This is a genomic window from Halovivax sp. (assembly GCA_007119345.1).
In the GTDB taxonomy this organism is placed as follows: domain Archaea; phylum Halobacteriota; class Halobacteria; order Halobacteriales; family Natrialbaceae; genus Halovivax.
In genome coordinates, this window is record SKPV01000233.1 from 1 (window position 1) to 13,026 (window position 13,026).

At 69.0% G+C, this 13,026-nt stretch carries 12 protein-coding genes; 5 read left to right on the top strand and 7 right to left on the bottom strand.

Features of this window, described 5'->3' with window-relative positions:
* The first annotated feature begins 174 nt into the window (after positions 1–174).
* Positions 175–2,934, top strand: coding sequence for a S8 family peptidase (locus QZT59_RS15985; RefSeq protein WP_290818639.1), 2,760 nt, complete (start codon positions 175–177; stop codon positions 2,932–2,934).
* A 383-nt stretch (positions 2,935–3,317) separates the two neighbouring features.
* Here the strand turns inward: QZT59_RS15985 and QZT59_RS15990 are convergent, their stop codons facing one another.
* Together QZT59_RS15990 and QZT59_RS15995 are read right to left on the bottom strand one after the other, a co-directional pair.
* Positions 3,318–4,001: a cytochrome C biogenesis protein gene (locus QZT59_RS15990; protein WP_290818641.1), complete on the bottom strand. Its 684-nt coding sequence runs from the start codon at positions 3,999–4,001 to the stop codon at positions 3,318–3,320.
* Between the two features lie 6 nt (positions 4,002–4,007).
* Positions 4,008–4,634 carry a thioredoxin family protein gene (locus tag QZT59_RS15995; protein WP_290818643.1) on the bottom strand — a complete coding sequence of 209 codons (627 nt, stop codon included), beginning with the start codon at positions 4,632–4,634 and terminating at the stop codon, positions 4,008–4,010.
* 542 nt (positions 4,635–5,176) lie between these two features.
* On the opposite strand from QZT59_RS15995, the gene QZT59_RS16000 reads away from it, so the two are divergent.
* Both QZT59_RS16000 and QZT59_RS16005 read left to right on the top strand, forming a co-directional pair.
* Complete coding sequence (locus QZT59_RS16000) at positions 5,177–7,012, top strand: S9 family peptidase (RefSeq protein ID WP_290818645.1); 1,836 nt, start codon at positions 5,177–5,179, stop codon at positions 7,010–7,012.
* 135 nt (positions 7,013–7,147) lie between these two features.
* Positions 7,148–8,125, top strand: coding sequence for a deoxyhypusine synthase (locus tag QZT59_RS16005; protein WP_290818647.1), 978 nt, complete (start codon positions 7,148–7,150; stop codon positions 8,123–8,125).
* 57 nt (positions 8,126–8,182) lie between these two features.
* On the opposite strand, the gene QZT59_RS16010 is transcribed toward QZT59_RS16005, so the two are convergent.
* Positions 8,183–8,629: a hypothetical protein gene (locus tag QZT59_RS16010; RefSeq protein WP_290818649.1), complete on the bottom strand. Its 447-nt coding sequence runs from the start codon at positions 8,627–8,629 to the stop codon at positions 8,183–8,185.
* A 183-nt stretch (positions 8,630–8,812) separates the two neighbouring features.
* Between QZT59_RS16010 and QZT59_RS16015 the strand changes: the two genes are divergently transcribed.
* Positions 8,813–9,739 carry a hypothetical protein gene (locus tag QZT59_RS16015; RefSeq protein WP_290818651.1) on the top strand — a complete coding sequence of 309 codons (927 nt, stop codon included), beginning with the start codon at positions 8,813–8,815 and terminating at the stop codon, positions 9,737–9,739.
* A gap of 5 nt (positions 9,740–9,744) precedes the next feature.
* On the opposite strand, the gene QZT59_RS16020 is transcribed toward QZT59_RS16015, so the two are convergent.
* The gene (locus QZT59_RS16020) at positions 9,745–10,527 is read right to left on the bottom strand and encodes an SDR family NAD(P)-dependent oxidoreductase (protein ID WP_290818653.1); all 783 of its coding nucleotides are present in this window, start codon (positions 10,525–10,527) and stop codon (positions 9,745–9,747) included.
* Positions 10,528–10,775: 248 nt separating this feature from the next.
* On the opposite strand from QZT59_RS16020, the gene QZT59_RS16025 reads away from it, so the two are divergent.
* Positions 10,776–11,330, top strand: coding sequence for a class I SAM-dependent methyltransferase (locus QZT59_RS16025; RefSeq protein ID WP_290818655.1), 555 nt, complete (start codon positions 10,776–10,778; stop codon positions 11,328–11,330).
* A 257-nt stretch (positions 11,331–11,587) separates the two neighbouring features.
* Here QZT59_RS16025 and QZT59_RS16030 read toward each other — a convergent pair whose 3' ends face one another.
* From QZT59_RS16030 to QZT59_RS16040, 3 genes are all read right to left on the bottom strand, one after another.
* Positions 11,588–11,989: a HalOD1 output domain-containing protein gene (locus tag QZT59_RS16030; RefSeq protein ID WP_290818657.1), complete on the bottom strand. Its 402-nt coding sequence runs from the start codon at positions 11,987–11,989 to the stop codon at positions 11,588–11,590.
* A gap of 76 nt (positions 11,990–12,065) precedes the next feature.
* Positions 12,066–12,302 carry a hypothetical protein gene (locus tag QZT59_RS16035; RefSeq protein ID WP_290818659.1) on the bottom strand — a complete coding sequence of 79 codons (237 nt, stop codon included), beginning with the start codon at positions 12,300–12,302 and terminating at the stop codon, positions 12,066–12,068.
* A 162-nt stretch (positions 12,303–12,464) separates the two neighbouring features.
* A complete protein-coding gene (locus QZT59_RS16040; protein ID WP_290818661.1) occupies positions 12,465–12,926 on the bottom strand; it encodes a hypothetical protein in 462 nt (153 codons plus the stop codon).
* Positions 12,927–13,026: the final 100 nt, after the last annotated feature.

The window sequence follows — 13,026 nt, forward strand, 5'->3', positions numbered from 1 at the left end:
AATCGAGAAGACCCTTCCCGGACGGCGAAGAATCGAGAAGACCCTTCCCGGACGGCGAAGAACACTCCCGAAACGACCGACTACGGAGAGCGCCGGAACGGGACGCGAGAGGTGCCCGCCGTCTTCGGTCCGGTGACGGCCTATTTCGAAGCGCCTATCGACCGGTTCGGAACGGTGCTGTCCCGTGCCTCGACGGTGGTTCGGGGGACCTTCCAAAACGGCCGTCCGGGACGACTTCCGCGCGTTCGGAACGTCTTCGTCCCGGTTGCCGCGATACAGTGTCTCCTCCTCCGTACGGGGATTTCGGGCCGCCGTCGCTCGCGACGAACGGTCATCGGCGCCGTCGCCGGGATCCTCGGCGGGGCGCTCGGATTCGGGACGGTCGGGGGCACGGCCGACGGTGAGAGGGGAACCGACGGCGGCGGTGGTGGCGACGGCGGCGGTGGTGGCGACGGCGGCGGTGGTGGCGACGGCGAAGCGGCCGGCGCGGATCGGTACGTCGTGGGGATGGAGCCGGGAACTGCCTCGGAGAGCGTCGCACGCGACGCGTCGGCCGTCCACCGAACGATCGAAATGGCGGCGGGCGGCGTTCTCGTCGGCAGCTTCTCAGACGACGCCCGAGAGGCGCTGGAAGAGCGCGCCGACGTTCGGTACGTCGAGCCCGACCGGACCCGTCGCTCGGCGACGCTCGACCGTCCCGTACCCGAGGTCGGCGAATCCGAGATCCGCCCCGGCGAACAGACGTTGCCGTGGGGCGTCGAACGCGTCGGCGCGACCGAATTCCTGGGACAGGACGAGGACACCGAGGCGCTCGGGAGCATCGCGATCCTCGACTCCGGCGTCGATCCGGAACACGAAACCCTTGAGGTGACGGAGGGCGTCGCGTACGCCGACTGTAACGGGGTCGGCTGCGCCGACGACTGGGACGACGAGACCGGACACGGTACCCACATCGCCGGGACGGCGGCCGCCCTCGACAACGACGTCGGCGTGGTCGGCGTCTCCCCCGCGTCGGAGCTCTGTGCCGTCAAGGTGCTCGCCGGAGACGGCTCCGGCTACGACTCCGACATCGCCGCCGCCATCGAGTGGTGCGTCGACAACGACGTCGACGTCGTCAACCTGAGTCTCGGCGGCAGCGATCCGGCGACGGTGCTCGAGGACGCGGGTGCCCACGCCTACGAGGAGGGGCTCCTCCTCGTCGCCGCGGCCGGAAACACCGGTCCGAACGGGGATATCGATTACCCCGCGAAGTACGACGAGTACATCGCGGTCGGCGCCACGGACGACCGGGACGAGGTGCCCGACTGGTCGGCGACGGGCGAAGAAATCGAGATCGTCGCCCCGGGTGAGGAGATCCTCTCGACGGAGCCCGGCGACGAGTACGGGTACAAGGAAGGGACCTCCATGTCGACGCCCCACGTCGCCGCCGTCGCCGCGCGATTGATGAGCCAGGGAATGCCGAACGCCGAGGACGCGTCGGACTACGACGACCCCGGCGGCGTGCGGGGGCTGCTCCGCGAGACCGCCGAGGATCTCGGTCTGGACGCCGACGTGCAGGGCTACGGGCTGCTCGACAACGTGGCGGCGCTCGAAGGTGTCGAACCCGTCACTACGGAGGGCGTCACCGACGTTCGCGACACGTCGGCGACGGTCACCGGGCGGCTTCGCGATCTCGGAGACGCCGACGAGGCGGACGTTCACTTCCGATGGCGCGAGAGCGGCGCCGACGACTGGTCCGAGACGGAGCCGCAAACGCGCTCCGAAAGCGGCGAGTTCGACGCGGAACTCTCGGGGCTCGAGGTCGACGCCGAGCACGAGGTCCGCGCGGTCGTCGAGCTGCCCGGCGAGGACCCCGCCGCCGGCACCGTGGTCTCGTTCGCGACTGGCCGGGGCTCGCTCGCGGTCGAGACCGAAGACGTCGAGGTGCAGGACCACCGCACGGCGCGGCTCGTCGGCACGCTCGCGGGATTCGGCGACGCCGACGCTGCGGAGGCCTCGTTCCGGGTCCGTCCGCTCTCCGACGAATCGACCGTCGGCGAATGGGATGCGGACGAATCGGCCGTCGGCGAATGGGATGCGGACGAATCGGCCGTCGGCGAATCGAACACCGAGGAATCGGCCGACAGATCGGCGTCCACCGTCGACTGGGACCGGACCGATCCGGAGTCGCGCGAGGAGATCGGCGAGTTCGACGCGGAGATCGCCGGACTCGAACCCGAATCCGAGTACGCGGTCGAGGCGGTCGCCGAGGCCGATGGATCGACGGAGACGGGCGACACCGTCACGTTCGTCACCGACCCCGAGCCGGGACACCCCGAGATCGACCGGTTCGAGCTCTCCGACGACAGCAACGGCCAGTTCGTCCGGTGTCGGGTTCGCTGGGCGGCCTCCGTCGACGACGGCGCGCTCGAACTGGTCACCGCTCGGCTCCGGTACGCCGGGGACGACGAGGTGCTCCACGAGACGACCACCGAGGTCGAGGGGGCCGAAGAGAACGGCGTACTTACCGTCAGGAACAGCGACCGCCTGGAAGGCGCCGGCGAGGACTACGAGATCACGCTCGCGGTCACCGACGTCGACGGGGAGGTCGCGTCGGAGACGAAGGAGGCGACCCTCGACGAACGCTCCCCGCCGCCGAGCGTCGACCGACTCGAGGTCACCCCGGACGACTTCCTCGGGACTCCCGAAGCCGTCGTGGAGTGGGCGATTTCGGACGAGGGTGCGGAACTCGACGGCGTCGAACTCGAGCTGTCCACCCCGGACGGCGACGTGATCGACGAGGCGACCTCGATGGCCAACGGCGAGGAAGCGTCGGGCGAGGACTCCCTCAGAGACCGGAACGGGGACGGAGACGGCGAGTACGAGGTCACCATCCGCGCCACCGATTACTTCGAACAGACGACCGAGGAGACGACGCGAGTCACCTTCGAGTAGTCGGCGGGGTCGGGCTGTCTCTCGGCACGCGCGGCCACTGCCGCCTTCCCGGCGGTCGGACCGTTTCTCGATCGCCGGCCTCGTCACCGCCCGAGCGTCTGCCACCTTCTGGGGCCCCAGGATCAGCCAGATGCGGCTCCGCGAGCTCGCTTGGACCAGGTTCGCTATCTGACCGCGCGATGACCGCGCGGGCCGAGTCCCAGCGGTCGAGGAAACGCGGCCGATTCGCCTCGAACTCGCTCGAATCCTCGTCGGAACCGCCTCCAACCGGCGAGAAGCCGTCGGTTCGCGATCGACGGGGTGCGTGGAACCGCGACCGGGTATCACCGGGGCGCTTTACGAGGCGACCCCACCCCTGAGGCGGTACGTCGATCTCTCGCGGGTCAGACCGTCGGAACGTCGACGACCGCGAAGACCACGACGAGGTAGTAGGCCGCGATGGCGAGCACGATCCCGCCCGTGACCCGGTTGACGGGACCGCTGTAGCGAGCCAGCGTGCGCGTGACCTGCCGGGCGAACGGCTGGGAGACGAGCGAGAACGCGAGCAGGGGCGCGCCGATCCCGGCGCCGAAGGCGAGAAAACCGAGGAAGCTTTCCAGGCGGGAGTCGAAAAGGATTGGGACGCGGGCGAAGAAGAGCGCGATCAACGCGGGGTTACAGGGGAGGACGATCGCGCCGAAAAAGAAGCCGTAGCCGAACGCCGAGACCGACGGGTGGGCCGAGTGGGGCGGCTCGATAGCGGGCAGCCGCGAGAAGACCCCCAGGTCGAGCAGCAAGATCGCCCCGACGACCGCGAGCACCGCGAACGCGGCGTGCGAGACGGTCTCGACGACGCGCGTGAGCGACGTCTGCAGGACGGCGCTGAAGACGAGGCCGATCAGCGCCATGCACGCCAGGACGCCGGCCGTGACGAGCGCGCCCAGCGCGACGATCGAGGGGCCGCCCTCCGCGTCGCCACGGTCGGCCAGGAACGCGAGGAACGCCGGGTAGAGCGGGATCACGCAGGCGGCGGTCAGCGGCGTCGCGACGCCGATGAGGAACAGTTCGACGAATCGTCCGACAGCCATCGCCACTCAGCACCCGGCCGCGATCTCGGTCTCGAGCGTCTCGGCGTCGTTGTGCCCGTCGTCGAGTCGACGGAACGACCCGTCGGGACAGATCAGTACCATCGGCGACGCCGGCGGGTGTGCGATGGAGTCGCCGAACTCGTCGACGAGGCTACGAGTGAGGTCCCCCGGGGCGACGGCGAAGTGCCAGTCGAACCCGTGCTCGTCGACGTGCTCGCGGACGACGTCGGCGTCCTCGTTCGGGTCGACGTTCAGCGCGACGGACGTCACGTCCCGACCGGTCTCGGCCTGGTACCGCTGGCTCGCCCGCTGCTGCTCGAGGCAGTCCGGACACCAGACTGCGAACGTCTCGAGGAGGACGTGACCGTCGAACTCGGCGAATTCGAACGTCTCCTCCGTGGTGACGTCCTCGAGTTCCGTCGTCATCCAGTCCGGGAGCTCCTCGGCCGGCGTGGGCTCGTCACCCGACTCGCCCCCGTCCTCGGCGTCGGGTCCGTCGTCGGTTTCGCCGCCCTCGCCCGGCCCGTCGTCGTCCGCCGGCGCCGCTCCCTCACCGTCGTCGAGGCACCCGGCGAGGGCGATCCCCGGGGAGGCTACGGCGACGAGTGCCGACCGTCGCGAGAGTCGCGACATGGTGGACTCGCGCGGCGCGGAGCCAAAAGTAACGGCGCGGTAACGAGTCTCGGTCGACGGATCCTCGGCGACCGCCGACGGTTCGCCGGTCATACGAGAGTCGCCACCGGCCGCTGTATAGACGGTTCGGCGGAATGGCGCGTCGCGCGCACGAGCGAGGAACCGGAAAGCGCGCCACTCCGTTCCGGATTTTGAGATTTGATAGGTGACGTGTTGTCCCGCCCGTGCGTACCGGACGGCGTTCTCGCCGCGGACCCGCCGTTACTCCTGCGTCGGGATCTGCCTCGGGTCCTCCCGCCCCGTCTCCCGATCGGCCTCGGGTCCTCCCGCCTCGTCTCCCGATCGACCCCGGCTCCTCCGAACGCGACGGGCACGTCTTCGACGGAGCGGTCCTAACGCTCGCGGTCGACGGGGTGTGGCGTCCCGACCGTGCGATCGAAGACCCCCGCCGGCGCTCGGTGTGGGTAAGCGCTCGATCCGACGGTGCACGAGCGGAGTTCCGGAGCCCGTAGTTTCACGGCCCTCCGGCCCCGCCACCACGCATGGAACGGGACGTACGACCCTACCTCGCCGCCCGGGGGACCCGCGGTCCGACGCTCTCTCCCGACGGTCGACTGGGATTCCTCGCGGACGTCACGGGGACGATGCAAGCGTGGACGATGGACGACGCCGCCGAGTGGCCGACCCAGCGGACGTTCTACGACGAGCGCGTCTCGTTCGTCTCGTGGTCGCCGGCGGGCGACCGACTCGCCTTCGGAAAGGACGCCGGGGCCGACGAGCACGATCAGCTCTTTCTGGTCGATCCGGACGAGGGGTCGATCGAGCGGCTGACCGACCGTCCCGACGCCATCCACACGTGGGGCGGCTGGAGCCCCGACGGCGAGCGGATCGCGTTCGCGGCCAACCGCCGGGACTCGGGACACTTCGACGTCCACGTCGTGGACGTCCAAAACGGCAACTCGCGGCTCGTTCGGCAGAGCGAGGGCCTGCGCTCGGTCGTCGGCTGGAGTCCCGACGGCGACGGCCTGCTCGTCACCCAGGCGCACGCGAGCGCCGACCAGGACCTGTACGTCGTCGACGTCGCGACGGGCGATCGCGAACACGTCACCCCGCACGAAGGGAACGTCCGCTACCTCCATCCGGCGTTCGGCCCCGAAGGCGAGGCGATCTACTGTGCGAGCGACGCGAACGCCGACACCCTCGAACTGGTTCGGATCGGCCTGGAGACGCGCGCCGCCGAGACCGTCGTTTCCGGAGACGGGTGGAGCATCGACGACGTCGCGCTCGATGCGGGAACTGGACGGCTCGCCTACGCCCGGAACGTCGACGGCTACTCGGAGCTGTACGCGGGCCGGTTGGCGGGGCCCACCGAGGCGGCGATCGTCGAGGTCGAGATTCCGGACGGAGTCGCGTCCGAGCTGACGATCGGACCGAACGGCGAGCGGCTCGCGGCGACCGTCTCCTCGACGAATCTGAACTACTCGATCTTCGCGCTGGCGTTCGACGAGCTGGGCGCGATCGGCGACTCGCCTGACGGGACGGCGGGACCCGAGGCAACGCGGTGGACGCACCCCTCCGCCGGCGGGGTCCCCCTCGAACGCTATCACGAGCCCGAGCTGATCCGCTACGAGACGTTCGACGACCGGGAGATCCCGGCGTTTTTCACGCTCCCGGACGACTACGTTCCTGGCGAGACGCCGGTGATCGTGGACGTCCACGGCGGGCCGCACTCCCAGCGCCGGCCCTCGTGGCGAAACCGACCGATCAGACAGTACTTCCTGGACCGGGGGTACGCGCTGTTCGAGCCGAACGTCCGCGGCTCGTCCGGATACGGGAGCGAGTACGCCGCCCTGGACGACGTCGAGGGGCGGATGGACTCGGTGCGCGACGTCGCGGCGGGCGTGGACTGGCTCCGCGACCACCCGGCGATCGACGCGGACCGGATCGTCTGCTACGGTCGCTCCTACGGCGGCTTCATGGTGCTCGCGTGCATCACCGGGTACCCCGACCTGTGGGCGGCCGCGATCGACTTCGTCGGCATCGCGAACTGGGTCACCTTTCTCGAGAACACCGGCGAGTGGCGCCGATCGCACCGCGAAGCGGAGTACGGCTCGCTCGCCGACGATCGCGAGTTCCTCGAGTCGATCAGCCCGATCCACGACGTGGGCCGGATCGAGTGCCCGCTGTTCGTTCAGCACGGCGAGAACGATCCGCGGGTGCCGGTCGGCGAGGCCCGCCAGATCGCCGAGGCCGTCGCCGACCGCGGGATTCCCGTCGAGACGTGCATCTTCCCGGACGAGGGTCACCACACGACGAAGCTCGAGAACCGGATCGAGCAGTTCGAGCGGATCGCCGCGTTCCTCGACGAGCACGTGTAGCGCGCCGCCGGAACGGTGATTTCCGGTCGGCGACCCGATGCAGGCCTCGCGCGGACAATTTCCTGTCGGCGACCCGACGCCGGCCCTCACGGACACTTCGAGCCATTCAAATCGCCGCCGCGGATACTCCTCCCCATGGATGCAGATGAGTCCCGCGAGCACGTCGTCCCTGGGACCGACGAGGAACTCGAGGGGGCCGACGTTCGCGGCTACGACTTCCGCGGCGAGTTCGACTTCGGGGCCCTGCTCGATAGCTACGCGACGACCGGATTCCAGGCGACCCACCTCGCCGAAGCGGTCGAGATCGCCGAGCGGATGCGGGCCGACGACGCGACGATCTACCTGACGCTCACCTCGAACGTGATCTCCTCCGGGCTGCGGGAGGTCGTCGCCGCGCTCGTCCGCGAGGGCCACGTGGACGTCATCATCACGACCTCGGGCTCGATCACCGAGGACGTCATCAAGACCGCGAAACCGTTCAAGATGGGCGAGTGGGCTGCGGACGAGGCCGCGCTGCGCGAGCGCGGCATCAACCGGCTCGGCAACATCTACGTCCCCTCGGACCGCTACGTCTGGCTCGAGGAGTACCTCTACGACTTCTTCGAGGACTTCTTCGCCGAGGAGTCGATCCGCACGCCGACCGCGTTCGCCCGCGAGCTCGGCGAGACGCTCGACGACGAGGACTCGGTGCTCAAGCAGGCGGCGGACAACGACGTCCCGGTCTACTGTCCGGCGCTGACCGACGCCGAGGTCGGCAACTTCCTCTACTACTACCGCAATCGGGCCGACGTCGACGACGTCGGCATCGAGATCGTCGCCGACTACGAGCGCCTGATCGAGGAGGGGATGCTCCAGGAGACGACCGGCCTGATCGCCGTCGGCGCCGGGGTTCCGAAGCACCACGCCATCATGACGAACCTCTTTCGCGGCGGCGCCGACTACGCCATCTACATCCAGACCGGGATGGAAGGCGACGGCTCACTGTCGGGCGCGCCGCCGAACGAGGCCGTCTCGTGGGGGAAGATCAAGGCCGATGACGAGACGAACTACACGGAGATCCAGGCCGAAGCGACGCTCGTGTTCCCGCTGCTCGTGGCGGGCGCGTTCTTCTGAGGCGAAATCGTTTCGCACGACAGTCTCCCGCGTGCGGAGCGGTCCGCTCCGGGGCGCTCAGTACGTGATCGGCGTGTCCCGCCCGCGGTCCGGTTCGTCGTCGGGGAACGTGACCGTCGCGCCGGTGTGCTCGGCGACGAAGTCGGCGACGGGCTCCGGACAGTGCTCGCCGCGCAGCGACCGGCCCTCCATGAGCACCTCACAGCACTCCTCGCGCCCCCGTTCGACCGCCTCGTGGGGTGCGTAGCGGTGGGAGGCGCGGAGGACGAACGCCGCCTCGTCGGCCCGGCCGGTGAACACCCACATCCGAAAGTCGAGCGGATCGGGGTCCCTGGCGACGACGAACGTGTCCGGGACCACCTCCGACGTCTCCGACTCGAACCTCCAGACCAGAAAGCGCCCGGTCGAGGTGGCCGGCGGTCCCTCGGGCTCGCGCGGGGCCCGATCGTCGGGCCCCACGTCGTTCGGCTCGGCGTAGGAGTCGAGATCGTCGATCAAGCTCATCGTGCTCGTCCCGACGCTTGCCCTCGAACGCGAATATAGGCTTTGGTGACCGCCCGGGGGTCCGGCGCTCCGGCACCGCGACGCCTCGCCCCGGCGCGGGTCTCGTTCACTCGTCTTCGGACATACATTCAAGGTGTAGCGCACGTATCGAACGGACGAACGCGCGGGAAACACCGCTCGCGGATGCGCCTGGCCGTCGAGGTCGTCCGCGCGACGAACCGCTACCCGCGAGGTCGTCCGCGCGACGAACCGCTACCCGCGGAGGTCGTCAACGCGATGAAACCCTATCCACCGATCCCCTCGATCTCGGAAGTCCCCGACCTGCTCGAGGGCGGACACCTCTGGCTCCAGGAGTACGTCGACGGCGCGCCCCTCCGCGTTCGCCTCGAATCGTCGGGGGCGATCGTCGCGGGCGACGCGGATCGGCCGTTCGAGCGCGACGCGGTTCCGGTACACTATCGGCGCGCGGTGACCCACGTCAGAAACGAACTGGACCGGGACGCGCTTCGGCGGGCCGTCCCCGACGTCTCGTCGGTCGTCTTCTTCGGCGTCGCGACGTGCCGCCGGCGGATGGACTACGACTGGGAGCGACTGCCGCCGTACCTGGGTCACGACGTCTGGTCCGCGACCGACGACTCGTTCCTGCCGCCCGACACGGTCGAGAAGATCTTCGAGCGACTGGGACTCGCTCCCGCCCCTGCGATCGCCAAGGAACTCCGAGCGGTGGATTTCGACCCCGAAGGGTACGATTTCCCCGCGTCCCGGTGGGCGGACGGGCCGGTCGCGGGCGTGATCGTCCGAAACAAACGAGGGGGTCGGGCGAAGGTGGTCCACCCCGACCTCGATCGGGAGCCGGAGCGGTTCCCGCCCGACGCGACCGCCGAATCCCTCGTCGACGAGCGCGCGACCGAGCCCCGACTCGACCGACTCGCGACCGAGCTGGAGCGCGAGGGATGGCCGGTGACGCCCGAGACGCTCTTCGATCGGGCGCTGTCCGCCCTCGCTCGAGAGCTCGGTCCCGCGGCGTTCGAGGACGGCCCGATCGACGAGGCGGCGTTCCGGGATGCGGTGGCCGCCCGGACCAGCCGGTACCTCGCGGCGCGGGACTGACGGCCTCAGTACGTGAAGAGATCGACGCCGCCGGTGATGCCGATCACCTGGCCGGTGACGTAACTCGCCCGCTCCGAGCAGAGGTAGGCGACGAACTCCGCGACGTCTTCCTCGCGGCCGAGGTGGCCCATAGGCGTCGCGTCCGCGATGCGCGCGAAGTGCTCGTCGACCTCGGCCAGTTGCTCCTGCGGGAGGTCGGCCAGCGTGCCGACGACGATGCTCGGCGCCAGCACGTTCGACGTGACGTTGTGGCGGGCACCCTCGAGGGCGATCGTCTTGCCGAAGCCGACGAGAGCGGCCTTCGTCGCCGAGTACGACAGCTGTCCGAATCCGCCGTCGGTGCCGGCGACCGAGGACATGTGGACGATTCGACCCCACTCGCGATCGACCATCCCCGGGTAGACGGCCCTGGTCACGTTGTACGTGCCCGTGAGGTTGATCTCGAGGTCGCGTTCCCAGAGCTCGTCGTCGAAATCCTCGACTTTCCCCCGGGCGTCGACCATCCCCGCGTTGTTGACGAGAACGTCGATCCCTCCGGTCTCCTCCTCGAGCGCTTCGACGGTGGCGTGGACCTCCTCGCGGTCGGTGAGGTCGCACTCGACCGGGACGGCGCCCCCGTCGTACTCGCCGTTCTCGATCTCCTCGGCCACGCTCTCGGCCGCGCTCTCGTTCACGTCGAGGACGACCACGTCGGCGCCCTCCCGTGCGAGAACGCGACAGTCTTCGCTTCCGATCCGTCCGCCGCCGCCCGTGACGAGGGCGGTCCTGTCGTCGAGTCCGAGATCCATGCGCGAGTATCCCGGGCCCGAAGTATAATCGTTGGCGTGTTGACCGATCCTCGCGTACGCATCGACGAGGAGATCCACCACCGTTCAGTGGTGAGCAAGGATTTTGACCCCGCCGCGCGACGTCGACCCATGAACGGAGAACCTGCGGATCGAGGTCGGTCGATGAAGTGGACGACGCTCGAAACCGGCCGTGCTCGCGTCGACGCGATCGCCGCGGGGAGCGGCGCCGATTCCGACGGGGGATCGTGATGGGCTTTCACACCTATCCGATCGAGCGAGCGGACGCGCTCCGGGACGAATCGCGGTATCGCTACTGCTCGCGCGAAGAGCTACTGGAACGCCTCCCGACCGGTCCGGAGACGGTCGTCGCCGACCTCGGTTCGGGAACGGGGTTTTACTCGGACGACGTGGCGCCCTTCGTCGGAACGCTGTACGCCGTGGACGTCCAGGAGGCCATGCACGACCGGTACCGGGAAGCGGGCGTACCGGAGAACGTTCGACTCGTCACGGCCGAGGTCTCCTCGCTCCCGTTCGAGGACGACGCGCTCGACGGAGCGTTCTCGACGATGACCCACCACGAGTACGCCAGCGAGGTCGCGTTCGACGAGCTCGCCCGCGTCATCCGTCCGGACGGGCGACTCGTGACCGTCGACTGGAGCGCCGACGGGGCGGGCGAGAGCGGGCCTTCGGTGGACGAGCGCTTCTCGAAGACGGAGGCGGTCGAGCACCTGGAAACGGCCGGGTTCACCGTCGAAGCATCCCGGGATCGGCCGGAGACGTTCCTGCTGGTCGCGCGGCGGTAGGCGCGGTGACGGGGGACCCGGCTTCGTCGCCGTGAGGGGTCGGCGTTCGACCCGTCTGCGACGCCGTTGGTGGTCAGCGTTCGGCCCGTCTTCGACGCCGTCGAGAGTCAGCCGTCGATCCGGCTCGGTTCGCCGGACGCGTTACGAGTCGGACGCTACAGCACCGCGAACTTTCGAGCATCGGCGAACGGTATCGGTGGCGCCTTCGGCAGGTTGCCGACCGTACCGGATTGGCGTCGGTTCGCCACCGACGTCGACTATCGCCGAGGCGTTCCCTCCGCGTCGCTATCGACCTCGAGGATCTCGAACCGACCGGTGTCGTCGATCCCGAGGCGGTAGGGACCGATCGCGAAGCTGATTTTCACGGTGCCGAGTCCGCCGTTCCCACCGTTCCCGCCGCTCTCGCCGACGAGCCGGTCGAGGGCGTCGGGGTCGACGCGGTCGTGCAGCCGAAAGTCGAGCACTTCGGGGACGTCGGCCGGGTCGACGTCTTCGAGCGCACAGATGGCCCGGACGACGGCGAGACTGACGGGACCGGGGTCGTCGTACCGGTGCTCGACTACGACGTTCCCGTCCGACTCGGAGTCGAAACCCGCTCCCGGGATACGGCCCCTAGCGGCAGCCGGTTGATCGACGACCGGGTTAGGGATTTTAGGCATCCCCGGTTCGGAGTGCTTTCGCGTCGTCCACCAGAGGGCGCACCGCCGGTAGACGGAGCGGGACGAACGACGCCGTTCACCGGTCTTCCGGCCGGTCGTGAACGTAGAGTTCCCGGATACTCGTCCGGGCGTAGAGATCGAACGTAAACTCGGGATGAAGCGCGTCGATACTCGCCGACGCATTCGAATCCGCGTCGACGTCGCGGACGAACCGACGTACCTCCTCGTCGACGTCGCCGAGACTTTCGATCAGCAGATCCTCGTTGATCACGCCGAACGTTCCCGAGCTATCGACGAAGAGCAGTTTTGTCATCTGTGCCCGCTCTCCCTTCTCAGCGCGCTCGAAAAGGGGTTGTCGTCGCAACTGCCGGCCGGGGCCGTCCTCGGTGCCACGGCGTGTGGGGAGACCCCATCCCTATCGATACGCAGGTTGTCGATTTTCGGGTGCGCGTAACCCGGTACGGTGGCGCGCCGGTTAGAAATCCGGCAGGTCCTCCGGGGGTTCGTACTCGGCCTCCCAGTCGATGTACGCCTGCTTGAGGTGCTCGCAGACGAGCTGGCCGAGCTCGGTCAGCTCGGCGTTGATCGACGAGACGGCGCCCCAGGAGTCGAGGTCGGGGTGGTACTCGCGCTCGCGCCAGTCCTCGGGGATGCCCGGGGCGTGGTAGCCGACGCGGTCGGCGAAGTCGTCCCAGAAGAAGTCGAAGTTCCCGAAGAGGTCGAGGTCGGTCGCAATGCGAAACTCCGCCTCGGTCATGTCCGCGTCCGCGGCCCAGGTCTCGAACGCTTCCTCCCAGGCACCCTCCTCGAGGAACGCCTGTAGCTCCTCGCGGCGGTAGTCGACGTCGTCTCCGCCGGAGATCGTGGCGTCCTCGTACTCGTTGGGGTCCACGAACTCCAGTTTGGGCGGCTCCGGGGGCTCGGCCTCGAGTGCCATGACGGATCGTTGGATCGGTCGACCGATAAGGGTTCGCCAGACCGTTTCGTTCCCGCCCGCCCCGATGGCCGTAGCGGAACCCGGGCCGGCTCGGGTCCGG

What these genes read in the sequence shown, in the direction of transcription:
- QZT59_RS16010 (WP_290818649.1), bottom strand. Translation starts at nt 8,629, where the DNA reads ATGAGCTTGATCGACGATCTCGACTCCTACGCCGAGCCGAACGACGTG.
- QZT59_RS15990 (WP_290818641.1), bottom strand. Translation starts at nt 4,001, where the DNA reads ATGGCTGTCGGACGATTCGTCGAACTGTTCCTCATCGGCGTCGCGACG.
- QZT59_RS16020 (WP_290818653.1), bottom strand. Translation starts at nt 10,527, where the DNA reads ATGGATCTCGGACTCGACGACAGGACCGCCCTCGTCACGGGCGGCGGC.
- QZT59_RS16040 (WP_290818661.1), bottom strand. Translation starts at nt 12,926, where the DNA reads ATGGCACTCGAGGCCGAGCCCCCGGAGCCGCCCAAACTGGAGTTCGTG.
- QZT59_RS16000 (WP_290818645.1), top strand. Translation starts at nt 5,177, where the DNA reads ATGGAACGGGACGTACGACCCTACCTCGCCGCCCGGGGGACCCGCGGT.
- QZT59_RS16025 (WP_290818655.1), top strand. Translation starts at nt 10,776, where the DNA reads ATGGGCTTTCACACCTATCCGATCGAGCGAGCGGACGCGCTCCGGGAC.
- QZT59_RS15995 (WP_290818643.1), bottom strand. Translation starts at nt 4,634, where the DNA reads ATGTCGCGACTCTCGCGACGGTCGGCACTCGTCGCCGTAGCCTCCCCG.
- QZT59_RS16030 (WP_290818657.1), bottom strand. Translation starts at nt 11,989, where the DNA reads ATGCCTAAAATCCCTAACCCGGTCGTCGATCAACCGGCTGCCGCTAGG.
- QZT59_RS16005 (WP_290818647.1), top strand. Translation starts at nt 7,148, where the DNA reads ATGGATGCAGATGAGTCCCGCGAGCACGTCGTCCCTGGGACCGACGAG.
- QZT59_RS16035 (WP_290818659.1), bottom strand. Translation starts at nt 12,302, where the DNA reads ATGACAAAACTGCTCTTCGTCGATAGCTCGGGAACGTTCGGCGTGATC.
- QZT59_RS16015 (WP_290818651.1), top strand. Translation starts at nt 8,813, where the DNA reads ATGCGCCTGGCCGTCGAGGTCGTCCGCGCGACGAACCGCTACCCGCGA.